This is a genomic window from Streptomyces sp. bgisy159 (genome assembly GCF_965341775.1).
GTDB lineage: Bacteria > Actinomycetota > Actinomycetes > Streptomycetales > Streptomycetaceae > Streptomyces.
Window position 1 is genome coordinate 50,527 of record NZ_CBDQZH010000012.1, and the last position, 13,089, is coordinate 63,615.

Sequence of the window (13,089 nt, forward strand, 5' to 3'; positions counted from 1 at the left end):
CCTGATCCCCGTGACGGCGATACCGAGTTTCACCGGCGACGCGAACCCCTACGGCGGCGGCGACCCGTACGCGGACTACCGCACCGCCGACTTCCCCTTCACCCAGTACGCCGACCTCGCCGACCGCCGGCTCGGCGCCGGTGTCATCGCCGCCAACGACGAGTTCTTCGCCCAGCGTGAGAACCTGCTGGTGCCGGAGCGCGCCGAGTTCGACCCCGAGCACTTCGGGCACAAGGGCAAGATCATGGACGGCTGGGAGACCCGGCGGCGGCGAGGCGTCTCAGCCGAGCACCCGTGGCCCACCGCAGACGACCACGACTGGGCACTGATCCGCCTCGGCGCCCCGGGCGTGGTCCGGGGGATCGTGGTGGACACGGCCCACTTCCGGGGCAACTACCCGCAGGCCGTGTCCGTCGAAGGGGCCTGCGTGCCCGGCTCGCCGTCCCCGGAGGAACTGCTCGCCGACGACGTCAAGTGGACGACGCTGGTGCCGCGCACCCCGGTCGGCGGCCACGCGGCGAACGGATTCGCCGTGTCGGCCGAGCAGCGCTTCACCCACCTGCGGGTCAACCAGCACCCCGACGGCGGCATCGCGCGCCTGCGCGTGCACGGCGAGGTCGTGCCGGACCCCCGGTGGCTCGCGGCGCTCGGCACCTTCGACGTGGCCGCGCTGGAGAACGGGGGCCAGGTCGAGGACGCCTCCGACCGCTTCTACTCGCCGGCCGGCAACACCATCCAGCCGGGCCGCTCCCGCAAGATGGACGACGGCTGGGAGACGCGCCGCCGCCGCGACCGGGGCAACGACTGGATCCGCTACCGCCTGGCCGTGCAGGCGCGGATCCGGGCGATCGAGATCGACACGGCGTACCTCAAGGGCAACAGCGCGGGCTGGGCGTCGGTGTCGGTCAAGGACGTCGACGGCGGCGGGGCCGGTGAGTGGCGCGAGGTCCTTCCCCGCACCCGCCTCCAGCCCGACACCAACCACCGCTTCGTCCTGCCGACCCCGGTCGTCGGCACCCACGCGCGCGTGGACATCTACCCCGACGGCGGCATCTCCCGCCTGCGCCTGCACGGCTCCCTCACCGACGAGGGCGCCGCCCGCCTGTCGGCCCGCGACCAGGAACTCGGCGGCTGACCGCCCCGGGCCCGCCCCCCGGCGACTCGGCGGCGGGCCCGCCCCCGGCACGTCCCCCGGCCGACGCCCCCAGCCCGAGGTCGCCCGGCCTCCAGCTCCCGGGCCGGCCTCTCACGGTTGCCCGGCCGGCGCCGAGCGGTCACCCGCGCGGGTGCGTTCCGTACCGTGGGCGGGGGACGGGCCGGGAGACGGACGGACGGCTACGCAGCGTGCCCCCCGTCCACCGAGAACTCCGCCCCGGTGACGTACCTCGCCTCCGCGCCCGCGAGGTACGCCACCATGGAGGCGACCTCCTCGGCCGTGCCGAAGCGCCCGAGCGCGGTCATCGCCGCCTGCGGGGCCGCGTACGGGCCGTCCGCCGGGTTCATGTCCGTGTCCGTCGGCCCCGGATGCACGATGTTGGCGGTGATGCCCCGCCCGCCCAGCTCCCGGGCGAGTGCCCTGGTCAGTCCGACCAGGGCCGACTTGCTCATCGTGTACAGCGTTCCGCCGGGCCCGGGCACCCGTTGCGTCATACAGGTCCCGACGGTGACGATCCGCCCGCCGTCGCCCATCCGTCCGGCTGCCGCCCGGGACGCGAGGAACACCCCGCGCACGTTCACGGCCAGCACCCGGTCCACGTCGGCGGGCGTCAGGTCCTCCAGCGGGCCGAGCACCCCGACTCCCGCGTTGTTCACCAGCACGTCGAGCCCGCCCAGCGCGTCCGCCGCCCGGTCCACCGCACCTGCGGCCTCCTCGGCGTCGCCGGAGTCGGCCCGCACGGCCACCCCCCGCCGGCCCAGGGCCTCCACGGCCCGTACGACGTCCAGCGCCGCGTCCTTGCCGTTCACATAGGTCAGTGCCACGTCCGCGCCCTCCCGCGCGAGACGCAGTGCCGTGGCCGCCCCGATCCCCCGGCTGCCGCCGGTGACGAGCGCCGTCCTGCCGTTCAGCGGTCCCTCAGTCGTTGCCATGCCTCCATCCCACCGGGCGCGACGAGCGGACGCTGGCGGGGAACGGACACGGAGGGAACCTTCGGGGCACCCCGCCGCGTTCCCCCCACGTGACACTTCAGCAAGAGATCGTCGGCAACGCGATGCAGATGGCCGTGGTCAGCCTGAGCCCCGGCCAGACCGTGTACTGCGAGGCCGGCAAGTTCCTGTTCAAGACGACAGGCGTGACGATGGAGACCCGCCTGTCCGGCCCGTCGGACGGCGCGGGCCGGCAGGGCGGCGGCTCGGGCGGCGTCGGCGGCATGCTGCGCCAGGCCATGGGCACCGCCGTGCAGGCCGGCCAGCGCATGCTCGCCGGCGAGTCACTGGCGTTCCAGTACTTCACCGCACAGGGCGGCGAGGGCACCGTCGGGTTCGCGGGCGTGCTCCCCGGCGAGATGCGCGCCCTGGAGCTGGACGGTTCGCGCGCGTGGTTCGCCGAGAAGGACGCCTTCGTGGCCGCCGAGTCCACGGTCGACTTCGGTATCGCCTTCAAGGGCGGACGCACCGGCATGAGCGGCGGCGAGGGCTTCGTCCTGGAGAAGTTCACCGGCCGTGGCACCGTGATCATCGCCGGCGCCGGCAACTTCATCGACCTGAACCCGGCCGACTTCGGCGGCCGCATCGAGGTGGACACCGGCTGCGTCGTCGCCTTCGAGGAGGGCATCCGGTACGGCGTCCAGCGCGTCGGCGGCCTCAACCGGCAGGGCATGATGAACGCCGTCTTCGGCGGTGAGGGCCTCTCCCTGGCCACCCTGGAGGGCAACGGCCGGGTCGTCCTGCAGTCCCTGACCATCGAGTCCCTGGCCAACGCCCTGAAGAAGGCCCAGGGCGGCGACAAGCAGGGCCCCACGGGAGGACTGTTCTCCACGCACGCGGGCTGACCGATGAGTTGCGGGTGCCGCGGGGGTCTGAGCTGATGACAGACAGGACCCACACGGAAGAAGGCACCCGCCATGGGCAAGCTCGTCTCCACCATCTTCGTCACCCTCGACGGTGTCTACCAGGCCCCCGGCGGCACCCAGGAGGACACCCGCGGCGGCTTCACCCAGGGCGGCTGGAGCTTCCCCTACGGGGACGACGACTTCGGCCGCTTCGTCACGGAGGTCTTCGCACGCGCGGGGGCCTTCCTCCTCGGCCGCAGGACCTACGACATCTTCGCCGGCTACTGGCCCAAGGTGACCGACCCCGGCGACCCGATCGCCGGACCCCTGAACACCCTGCCGAAGTACGTTCCCTCGGCGAGCCTGACCGACCCGTCCTGGGCACACACCACGGTGCTCAAGGGTGACCTCGCCAAGGAGGTCGCCGAGCTCAAGGAGCGTACCGACGGTGAACTGCAGGTGCACGGCAGCGGAGCCCTGCTGCGCTCCTTGCTCGACCTCGGCCTGGTGGACACCCTGCACCTGCTGACCGTGCCGGTGGTACTCGGCGCGGGCCGCCGCCTGTTCACCGAGGGCACCCGACCCACCGCGTTCCGGCACACCGGCGGCAGCGTCACCGGCTCGGGCGTGTCCATCCAGTCCTACGACCGGGCCGGCCGGCCGGAGTACGGCACGTACGAGCTGCCCGAAAGCTAGTACCGCCCCGATCCCGCACTGGTCCCGCGCGGGGCGGGGCGGGATCGAGGCAGGCGGGCGACCGCGATCCGCGGAGGCCGGCGGGGTCACCCCGGGCCCTGACTCTCCGCGGCGGCGAACAGGGCGAAGGCCAGCACCACCAGCGCGCCGCTCGCGTACACCTCGTAGCCGTCGAGGAAGCCGATCCGCTGCACGAAACCCACGTGCCAGTCGGTGAACTCGTGCACCAGCCCCAGCACCCCCTGCACGAGGGCGATGAATCCGACTACTTCCAGCAGCTGTTTCATGCCCCCGAGCCTCGCCCCCGAGGACGCGACGACGGCATCGGCCACGAGGCCTGACGAGGACGACGGACGTCGCCGTTCGGGGCGGCCGTCCGCGACGAAAGTCGCCGTTCGCACGACGTGAGTCGGCGATCCCGCCGAGGGGGAGGTCCCACGGTGACGCGCTGCGTAGATTTGGCGACCGTGAACGGGCACGGGGACGGGGACGGGGACGGTATGGCGCTCACGGCGGAACCCACGGGACGGCGGTGGTGGCTGCCCTCCGCGCTGGTCCACGACCCCGGCCCCGACGCGGCACGCCCGCGTCGGCCCAAGCGCACCGTGCGCGACTGGATCGTCGACTTCTCCTGCTTCCTGCTCGCCGTCCTCATCGGCTTCGCGGCCGCCGACACGATGTCGGACAACCCGGACCTGCCGCACACCGTCGCCGTCGCCGACCAGCTGCTGGGCGCGCTGGCCTGCGCCGCGGTCTGGCTGCGCCGCCGCCGGCCGGTCGCGCTGGCCGCCGCGCTGACCCTCGTCGGCTTCTTCTCCGACACCGCCGGCGGCGCGGCCCTGGTCGCCCTGTTCACCGTCGCCGTGCACCGGCCGTTCAAGTACGTCGCGTGGATCGGCGCCGCCCAGATCGCCCTGGTCCCCGTGTACTACCTGATGCGCCCGGACCCCGACCTGCCCTATCTGGGCGCCATCGTGTTCGTCGACCTGCTCACCGTCGCCGTCATCGGCTGGGGCATGTTCGTACGGTCGAAGCGGCAGCTCGTGGTGAGCCTGCGCGACCGGGCCCGGCGTGCCGAGACGGAGGCGCGGCTGCGCGCCGAACAGGCGCAGCGGCTGGCCCGGGAGGCCATCGCCCGGGAGATGCACGACGTGCTCGCCCACCGGCTCACGCTGCTCAGCGTGCACGCGGGCGCCCTGGAGTTCCGGCCGGACGCGCCCCGGGAGGAGATCGGCAGGGCGGCCGGCGTCATCCGGGAGAGTGCCCACGAGGCCCTCCAGGACCTCCGGGAGATCATCGGCGTGTTGCGGGCCGGTGAGGGCGACGACGCCGGCCGCCCGCAGCCCACCCTCGCCGCCCTGGACTCGCTGGTCGCCGAGTGCCGCGCGGCCGGCATGAAGGTGGTCCTCGACCAGCGGGTCACCGAGCCTGCCGCGGTCCCCGCCTCGGTCGGCCGCACCGCCTATCGCATCGCCCAGGAGGCGCTGACCAACGCCCGCAAGCACGCGCCCGGCACCGAGGTCGCGGTGGCCGTCACCGGTGCCCCGGGCGACGGTCTGACCCTCGCGGTGCGCAACCCCGCCCCGGGGGGCGAGGTACCGCACGTACCCGGCTCGGGGCAGGGCCTGATCGGCCTGACCGAACGGGCTGCCCTCACCGGTGGGCGGCTCCACCACGGCACCACCGGCGACGGGGGTTTCGAGGTGCGCGCCTGGCTGCCGTGGCCGGCCGCCTGATGAGCCGGGGCCCGCGCCCCTGCCCGGTGACCGCCTCCCCGGCCGCCCCCGCCCTCGTACCCGCCGCCCCGCCTCGGGCACTTGCCGTCGCCGCGCCTGCTGCCGCGCGAGTCGTCATGGACGCCGTCCTTTACGTCGGTCACGTCCGTCACGCCTCGTGCCGTCCCCGTGTCCGTCCTCGCCGTACCGGCATGATTGCGTGAGGCGTATGACCGCGATCAAAGTGCTCCTCGTCGACGACGACCCGCTGGTGCGGGCAGGACTGGCTCTGATGATGGGCGGGGCCGACGACATCCGGATCGTGGGCGAGGCCGCCGACGGCGGCGAGGTCGAGGCGCTCGTCGAGCGCACCCGCCCCGACGTCGTGCTGATGGACATCCGGATGCCTTCGGTGGACGGGCTGACCGCCACCGAACTGCTGCGTGGCAGGCCGGACGCCCCGCAGATCGTCGTGCTCACCACCTTCCACGCCGACGAGCAGGTCCTCGGGGCGCTGCGCGCGGGCGCCGCCGGGTTCGTCCTCAAGGACACTCCGCCCGCGGAGATCGTGGCGGCGGTGCGCCGGGTCGCGGCCGGGGACCCCGTGCTGTCGCCCGCCGTCACCCGTCAGCTGATGCGGCACGCGGCCGGTACCGCCGCCGACACCCGCCGGGCACGCGCGCGTGCGCGCCTCGCGGCCCTCAACGAGCGGGAGCGCGAGGTCACCGTCGCCGTCGGACGCGGCCTGTCCAACGCCGAGATCGGCACCGCCCTGTTCATGAGCGTCGCCACCGTCAAGACCCACGTCTCCCGCGTCCTCGCCAAACTGGAACTCAACAACCGTGTGCAGATAGCGCTCCTGGCGCACGACGCGGGGCTCCTGGAGGACGGGGAGGACGACGTCGACCGCAAAGCGTGGCCCGGGCACTGATCGGCGTGCCCGGCCGTTGTCCTGGTGACGGGGGCGTCGGCAGGGCGGGAGGGGAAGCATGACGACCGAGGTGGTCGACCTGAGCGGGGCCGGTGAGGAGCTGCGCCGGGACCCGTACCCGGTGTACGCGCGGCTGCGGGAGCGCGGCCCGGTGCACCGGGTGCGGCTGCCGGGCCCCGACGGTCCGTACGAGAGCTGGCTCGTGGTGGGGTACGAGGAGGCGCGAGCCGCCCTCACCGACCCGCGCCTGGTGAAGGACTTCGAGACGGTCTCGGCGACGTTCCTGGACGCGCAGCTGATCGGCAAGCACCTGTTGATCACCGACCCGCCGCAGCACACCCGGCTGCGCTCCCTGGTCAACCGGGCGTTCACCGCGCGCCGCGTGGAGGAGCTGCGCCCGCGCGTGCGGCGGATCACCGACGACCTGCTCGACGCGATGCTGCCGCAGGGCCGCGCCGACCTCGTCGCCTCCCTCGCCTACCCGCTGCCCATCACCGTCATCTGCGAACTCCTCGGCGTCCCCGAGATCGACCGCACCGCCTTCCGCGAGATGTCCACCGAGGTGGTGGCCCCCACCGACGCGGAGCGTGGGTACGAGGCCTTCGTCCGTCTCGGCGCCTACCTGACCGAGCTGATCGAGGACAAGCGGGCCGCCGGGCCGGGCGGCGACCTGCTGAGCGACCTGATCCGCACCACCTCCGAGGACGGTGACCGGCTCTCCGCCGGGGAGCTGCGCGGCATGGCCTTCCTGCTGCTCGTCGCCGGTCACGAGACCACCGTCAATCTCATCACCAACACGGTCCACGCCCTGCTCACCCACCCCGGACAGCTCGCCGCGCTGCGCGCCGACCCCGGCCTGCTCGACGGGGTGATCGAGGAGACCCTGCGCTGGGACGGCCCGGTGGAGAACGCCACCTACCGGTACGCCGCCGAGCCCGTGGAGATCGGCGGCGTCACGATGGAGAAGGGCGCGCCGGTTCTGGTCGGCCTCGCCGCCGCGGACCGGGACACCGGCCGCTATCCCGACGCCGACCGCTACGACATCCACCGTGACCCGCGCGGCCACCTCGCCTTCGGCCACGGCATCCACTACTGCCTGGGCGCCCCGCTGGCCCGTCTGGAGGCCCGTACGGCGATAGGGACGCTGCTGGAGCGTGCCCCTGGCCTGACCCTGGACGGCCCGCCCGGCGAACGGCTGCCCGGAATGCTCATGCGGGGTCTGCGCGCCCTGCCGGTGCGCTGGCGGCCCGGCGCCGACCCGTCCGACGACCCGTCCGCCGACCCTCGGAGCGCGCGTTGACATCACCCACCTCACCCACCTCGCCCACTTCACCGACCTCGCCCACCGCATCACGCACTGTGCCGCCCGCGCCCGCCCCGTCCGCCGACTTCGACCTGACCCTTGCTCGGAAGGCGCTGGACAGCCAGCCGTTCAGCCGTCTGCTCGGCGCCCGGCTGACCGCCTTCGGCGACGGCGCGGCCACGCTGGAGCTCGACATCCGCGAGGACCTGCGCCAGCAGAACGGCTTCCTGCACGGCGGAGTGCTGTCCTACGCCGCGGACAACGCCCTCACCTTCGCCGGGGGCTCGTCCCTCGGCCCGGCCGTCCTGACGGGCGGCTTCTCCATCCAGTACGTGCGCCCCGCCACCGGGCGCACACTGCGCGCCCGTGCCGAGGTCGTCCAGGCCGGCCGCCGCCAGGCCGTCGTCCGCTGCGACCTGCACACGGTGGGGGAGGACGGCGGGGAGAGGCTCTGCGCCGTCGCGCAGGGCACGGTGCTGGCGGTGGAGGGCGGCTGAGGCCGGCCGGGCGGCGAAGGCGGGCCGGCGCTCACCCCAGCGGGGCAGGCTCCCGGCCGCCGGGGATCTCCCGCAGCGGCACCGGCCTGTGCTCCCGCCGCGAGACGTCGCAGGCCTCGGCGATCCGCAGCGCCTGCAGCGCCTCGCGGCCGTCGCAGGGGTTGGCGCGCTCCCCGTTCACCACCTCGACGAACGCGGCCAGTTCCGCCTCGTACGCGGGCGCGAACCGCTCCAGGAAACCGGCCCACGGCTTGTCCGCGGCCGGTGGCCCCGTCGGCTCGGTCGAGGCGATGGGGGTGCGGTCGTCCAGTCCCACCACGATCTGGTCCAGCTCCCCGGCCAGCTCCATGCGCACGTCGTAGCCCGCGCCGTTGAGCCGGGTCGCGGTGGCCGTGACGAGCGTGCCGTCCTCCAGGGTGAGCACCACGGCCGCGGTGTCGGCGTCGCCCGCCGCGCGGAACATCGAGGGTCCGGCGGCCGACCCGGTGGCGTACACCTCGGACACCTCCCGCCCGGTCAGCCAGCGCACCGCGTCGAAGTCGTGGATCAGCGCGTCCCGGTAGATGCCACCGGACAGCGGCAGCCACTCCGCGGGCGGCGGCGCCTGGTCGGAGGTCACCGCCCGCACGGTGTGCAGCCGGCCGAGCCGGCCCGAGCGCACCGCCTCCCGGGCACCGGTGTAGCCGCGGTCGAACCGCCGCTGGAAGCCCATCTGCAGAACCGTCCCGGCGGCCTCCACCTCCTCGATGGCCTGTAAGGTCCCCGCCAGGTCCAGGGCGATCGGCTTCTCGCAGAAGACGGGCAGACCGGAGCGGGCCGCCCGGCCGATCAGCTCCGCGTGGGCCGACGTGGCCGTGGTGATCACGACCGCGTCCACGCCCCACCTGAAGATCTCGTCGACTCCCGGCGCCGCCGTCTCGCCGAGCCGCCGCGCCAGTTCCTGGGCCCGCGCGGGCTCCGCGTCCGTCAGGATCAGCGATCCGACCTCGCGGTGGCGGCTGAGCGTGTTCGCGTGGATCGTGCCGAGGCGGCCGGTCCCGATGACCCCGATGCGCATGGAAACAAAGTGCGGTCGGAGCGCCTGCCCTGTCAATGCGTATGTCCGGACAATCTAACTACACGACTTCCCGTCAACCGGCCACGGAGCTACGCTCGGCCCCGTGCCGAAACCAGATGTGGACCCGACCGTGCAGCTCGACCTCCGCGTGGACCGGAGTTCTCCCGTCCCCTTGTACTTCCAGCTCTCCCAGCAGCTGGAAGCGGCGATCGAGCACGGATCGCTCACCCCCGGCAGCCTGCTGGGCAACGAGATCGAGCTGGCCGGCCGGCTGGGGCTGTCCCGCCCGACCGTCCGCCAGGCCATCCAGTCGCTGGTCGACAAGGGTCTCCTGGTGCGTCGCAGAGGAGTCGGCACCCAGGTCGTGCACAGCCAGGTCAAGCGCCCGCTGGAACTCAGCAGCCTCTACGACGACCTGGAGGCGGCCGGGCAGCGGCCCGCCACCACCGTCCTGGTCAACACCGTCGTGGCGGCCACGGCCGAGGTCGCCGCCGCGCTCGGCGTCGCGGAGGGCGGCGACGTCCAGCGGGTGGAGCGGCTGCGCCTCGCCCACGGGGAGCCGATGGCCTACCTCTGCAACCACCTGCCGGCCGGCCTGCTCGATCTGGACACCGGACAGCTGGAGGCCACCGGGCTGTACCGGCTGATGCGGACCGCCGGGATCACCCTGCACAGCGCCCGCCAGTCCATCGGCGCGCGCGCCGCCACCGCCGCCGAGGCCGAACGGCTCGCCGAGGCGGAGGGCGCCCCGCTGCTCACCATGCAGCGCACCACCTTCGACGACACCGGCCGCCCGGTCGAGTTCGGCGACCACATCTACCGGCCCAGCCGCTACTCCTTCGAGTTCCAGCTCCTCGTACGGCCCTGAACCCTCCGGCGGACCCCTGCCCGACGCCCGACTTCGTCGCAATGTCCGGACAATGCGACCCCGTCACGGTCCCCGGTCACGTGCCGCGCGGGGCCCGTGTTCGATACTGGGGCGTTTGCGTCCGGTGAGCGGTCACCGGACGCGCGCACGTCAGGACGGCGTCGGTACGCCGGAGCACAGCAAGAAGGGCACGGCCTCGTGGCACGGTTTCGGACCTGGGCAGGAATCGCATTGGCGGGGGCGCTGTGCGTATCGCTCGCGGGGTGCAGCAGCACCGGCGGCAAGCGCGCGGAGGACGCCCGCAGGGCCGCCGCCGCCCGGGGCGGGCCGGGGGTGGACACACCGCGCTGGACGTTCGCGATGATCACCCACTCGGGTGACGGCGACACGTTCTGGGACATCGTCCAGAGCGGCGCGAAGCAGGCCGCGATCAAGGACAACATCAACTTCCTGTACTCCCACGACGACGAGGCCCAGCAGCAGGCCCAGCTCGTCGACGCGGCCATCGACAAGAAGGTCGACGCCCTCATCGTCACCCTCGCCAAGCCCGACGCGATGAAGGCCGCCCTCGCCCGCGCCGCCGAGGCCGGCATCCCTGTGATCACCGTGAACTCCGGCTCGGAGCGGTCCAAGGCCTACGGCGCGCTCGCCCACATCGGCCAGGACGAGTCCGTCGCCGGCGAGGCGGTCGGCGAGGAGCTGAACCGGCGCGGCCGCGAGAAGGCTCTCTGCGTGCTCCACGAGCAGGGCAACGTCGGCCACGAACAGCGCTGCGACGGCGTCGGGAAGACCTTCCACGGACAACTGCAGCGGCTCTACGTCAACGGCACCAACATGCCCGACGTGCAGTCCGCCCTGGAGGCCAAGCTCCAGGCCGACGCCGCCGTCGACGCCGTCGTCACTCTCGGCGCCCCCTACGCCGACACCGCCGTGAAGGCACGACAGAGCGCCGGCAGCAAGGCCGAGATCGACACCTTCGACCTCAACGCCAAGGTCGCCGCCGGGCTGAGCTCGGGCACCCTCGGCTTCGCCGTCGACCAGCAGCCCTACCTCCAGGGCTACGAGGCCGTCGACCTGCTGTGGCTGTACAAGTACAACGGCGACGTCCTCGGCGGCGGCCGGCCGGTGCTGACCGGCCCGCAGATCGTCACCGAGGACCAGGCGGCCGAACTGGCCCGGTACACCGAACGGGGCACCCGATGAGCGCCGTCACCGACGAGCGACTGCTGCCCGCCTCCGCCCTGCGCCGGCTGCTCGGCCGGCCGGAGCTGGGCTCCGTCGTCGGCGCGGTCGCGGTCTTCCTGTTCTTCGCGCTCGCCGCCGACAGCTTCCTGCGCGCGCCCAGCCTCAGCACGGTGCTGTACGCCTCCTCCACGATCGGCATCATGGCGGTACCGGTGGCGCTGCTGATGATCGGCGGCGAGTTCGACCTGTCGGCCGGCGTCATGGTGACGTCGTCCGCGCTGATCTCGTCGATGTTCAGCTACCAGATGACGGCGAACGTCTGGGTGGGCGTCGTCGTGTCCCTGGTGACCACCCTCGCGATCGGCGCCTTCAACGGCTTCGTGCTCAACCGCACCGGGCTGCCCAGCTTCATCGTCACGCTGGGCACCTTCCTCATGCTGACCGGGCTGAACCTGGGCTGCACCAAGCTGATCGACGGCACGGTCTCGACGAAGACCATCGCCGACATGGAGGGGTTCCCCAGCGCCCACGCCGTCTTCGCGTCGACGGTGACGATCGGCGGCGTCGACTTCAAGATCACCATCCTGTGGTGGTTCGCCCTGGTCGCGGTCGCCTCCTGGATCCTGCTGCGCACCCGCGCGGGCAACTGGATCTTCGCCGTCGGCGGCAACGCCGAAGCCGCCCGCGCGGTCGGCGTCCCCGTCACCCGGACCCGGATCGGCCTCTACACGGGCGTCGCCCTCGGCGCCTGGGTCTCCGGCCAGCACCTGCTCTTCTCGTACGACGTCGTCCAGTCCGGTGAGGGCGTCGGCAACGAGCTGATCTACATCATCGCGGCTGTCATCGGCGGCTGCCTGATCACCGGCGGCCACGGCAGCGCCGTCGGCTCGGCGGTCGGCGCGTTCATCTTCGGCATGACCGGCAAGGGCATCGTCTTCGCCGAGTGGAACCCCGACTGGTTCAAGTTCTTCCTCGGAGCGATGCTGCTCCTCGCGACCCTGCTCAACGCCTGGGTCCGCAAGCGCGCGGAGGCCACCAAGTGACGCTCGTCGAGCTGACCGACGTCAGCAAGCACTACGGCACCGTCCGGGCCCTGGAGGGCGTCTCCCTGACGGTGAACGCGGGCGAGATCACCTGTGTCCTCGGCGACAACGGCGCGGGCAAGTCGACCCTCATCAAGATCGTCGCGGGACTGCACCAGCACGACGGCGGTGTCCTGCGCGTCGACGGCGAGGAGACCCGGCTGGCCTCGCCCCGCGACGCCCTGGACCGCGGCATCGCCACGGTCCACCAGGACCTGGCGGTGGTCCCGCTCATGCCGGTCTGGCGCAACTTCTTCCTCGGCTCCGAACCCCGCAAGGGCGCCGGCCCCTTCAAGCGCCTGGACGTCGACCTCATGCGGCGGACCACCCACGCGGAACTGCTCCGCATGGGCATCGACCTGCGCGACGTCGACCAGCCCATCGGCACCCTGTCCGGCGGCGAACGACAGTGCGTGGCCATCGCGCGCGCCGTGCACTTCGGCGCGAAGGTCCTCGTACTGGACGAGCCGACGGCCGCACTCGGCGTCAAGCAGTCCGGGGTGGTGCTGAAGTACGTGGCGGCGGCCCGGGACCGGGGCCTGGGCGTGGTCCTGATCACCCACAACCCGCACCACGCCCACCTGGTGGGGGACAGGTTCGTGCTGCTGCGGCGCGGGACCATGGTGGGCAGCCACGAACGCGACGCCATCACGCTGGAGGAACTCACCGGCCAGATGGCCGGCGGCGGCGACCTGGACGATCTGCGCCACGAGCTGCGGCGGACCTGAGACCGGGGACCGTGCCCCGCGCGCGGCCCCACCGGCG

General features: G+C 73.0%; 14 protein-coding genes. 11 read left to right on the top strand and 3 right to left on the bottom strand.

The genetic code is table 11. The annotated features are described in order from the left end of the window. Positions 1-10: 10 nt before the first annotated feature. The gene (gene alc / locus ACSLTV_RS14450) at positions 11-1,135 is read left to right on the top strand and encodes an allantoicase (RefSeq protein ID WP_435612264.1); all 1,125 of its coding nucleotides are present in this window, start codon (positions 11-13) and stop codon (positions 1,133-1,135) included. A gap of 200 nt (positions 1,136-1,335) precedes the next feature. On the opposite strand, the gene ACSLTV_RS14455 is transcribed toward alc, so the two are convergent. Then, the gene (locus ACSLTV_RS14455) at positions 1,336-2,088 is read right to left on the bottom strand and encodes a 3-oxoacyl-ACP reductase family protein (protein ID WP_432133763.1); all 753 of its coding nucleotides are present in this window, start codon (positions 2,086-2,088) and stop codon (positions 1,336-1,338) included. Positions 2,089-2,177: 89 nt separating this feature from the next. Here ACSLTV_RS14455 and ACSLTV_RS14460 point away from each other — a divergent pair, with 89 nt between their 5' ends. Both ACSLTV_RS14460 and ACSLTV_RS14465 read left to right on the top strand, forming a co-directional pair. Continuing rightward, positions 2,178-2,990, top strand: a complete 813-nt coding sequence (locus ACSLTV_RS14460) for an AIM24 family protein (protein WP_432156444.1) — start codon at positions 2,178-2,180, stop codon at positions 2,988-2,990. A gap of 72 nt (positions 2,991-3,062) precedes the next feature. Next, positions 3,063-3,686 (top strand): dihydrofolate reductase family protein, encoded by a 624-nt coding sequence (locus tag ACSLTV_RS14465; RefSeq protein ID WP_432156443.1) that lies wholly within the window; start codon positions 3,063-3,065, stop codon positions 3,684-3,686. A gap of 86 nt (positions 3,687-3,772) precedes the next feature. Here the strand turns inward: ACSLTV_RS14465 and ACSLTV_RS14470 are convergent, their stop codons facing one another. Then, positions 3,773-3,973, bottom strand: coding sequence for a hypothetical protein (locus ACSLTV_RS14470; protein WP_432133766.1), 201 nt, complete (start codon positions 3,971-3,973; stop codon positions 3,773-3,775). A 213-nt stretch (positions 3,974-4,186) separates the two neighbouring features. On the opposite strand from ACSLTV_RS14470, the gene ACSLTV_RS14475 reads away from it, so the two are divergent. The 4 genes from ACSLTV_RS14475 (at position 4,187) to ACSLTV_RS14490 (ending at position 8,132) form a co-directional block, all read left to right on the top strand. Beyond that, positions 4,187-5,422 carry a sensor histidine kinase gene (locus ACSLTV_RS14475; protein ID WP_432133947.1) on the top strand — a complete coding sequence of 412 codons (1,236 nt, stop codon included), beginning with the start codon at positions 4,187-4,189 and terminating at the stop codon, positions 5,420-5,422. 208 nt (positions 5,423-5,630) lie between these two features. Continuing rightward, positions 5,631-6,332 carry a response regulator transcription factor gene (locus tag ACSLTV_RS14480; RefSeq protein WP_432133767.1) on the top strand — a complete coding sequence of 234 codons (702 nt, stop codon included), beginning with the start codon at positions 5,631-5,633 and terminating at the stop codon, positions 6,330-6,332. Positions 6,333-6,390: 58 nt separating this feature from the next. Continuing rightward, positions 6,391-7,632 carry a cytochrome P450 family protein gene (locus ACSLTV_RS14485; RefSeq protein ID WP_432156442.1) on the top strand — a complete coding sequence of 414 codons (1,242 nt, stop codon included), beginning with the start codon at positions 6,391-6,393 and terminating at the stop codon, positions 7,630-7,632. Between the two features lie 59 nt (positions 7,633-7,691). Next, positions 7,692-8,132 carry a PaaI family thioesterase gene (locus tag ACSLTV_RS14490; RefSeq protein ID WP_432133769.1) on the top strand — a complete coding sequence of 147 codons (441 nt, stop codon included), beginning with the start codon at positions 7,692-7,694 and terminating at the stop codon, positions 8,130-8,132. A 31-nt stretch (positions 8,133-8,163) separates the two neighbouring features. Here ACSLTV_RS14490 and ACSLTV_RS14495 read toward each other — a convergent pair whose 3' ends face one another. Beyond that, complete coding sequence (locus ACSLTV_RS14495) at positions 8,164-9,189, bottom strand: Gfo/Idh/MocA family protein (protein WP_432133770.1); 1,026 nt, start codon at positions 9,187-9,189, stop codon at positions 8,164-8,166. A 130-nt stretch (positions 9,190-9,319) separates the two neighbouring features. Between ACSLTV_RS14495 and ACSLTV_RS14500 the strand changes: the two genes are divergently transcribed. From ACSLTV_RS14500 to ACSLTV_RS14515, 4 genes are all read left to right on the top strand, one after another. Then, complete coding sequence (locus ACSLTV_RS14500) at positions 9,320-10,057, top strand: GntR family transcriptional regulator (RefSeq protein ID WP_432133948.1); 738 nt, start codon at positions 9,320-9,322, stop codon at positions 10,055-10,057. A gap of 198 nt (positions 10,058-10,255) precedes the next feature. Further along, positions 10,256-11,260, top strand: coding sequence for a sugar ABC transporter substrate-binding protein (locus ACSLTV_RS14505; RefSeq protein WP_432133771.1), 1,005 nt, complete (start codon positions 10,256-10,258; stop codon positions 11,258-11,260). Continuing rightward, complete coding sequence (locus ACSLTV_RS14510; protein WP_432133772.1) at positions 11,257-12,285, top strand: ABC transporter permease; 1,029 nt, start codon at positions 11,257-11,259, stop codon at positions 12,283-12,285. Before ACSLTV_RS14505 ends, ACSLTV_RS14510 begins: the two co-directional genes overlap by 4 nt. Continuing rightward, entirely contained in the window at positions 12,282-13,052 is a 771-nt protein-coding gene (locus ACSLTV_RS14515; RefSeq protein ID WP_432133773.1) for an ATP-binding cassette domain-containing protein, read from the top strand. Before ACSLTV_RS14510 ends, ACSLTV_RS14515 begins: the two co-directional genes overlap by 4 nt. Positions 13,053-13,089 lie beyond the last annotated feature (37 nt).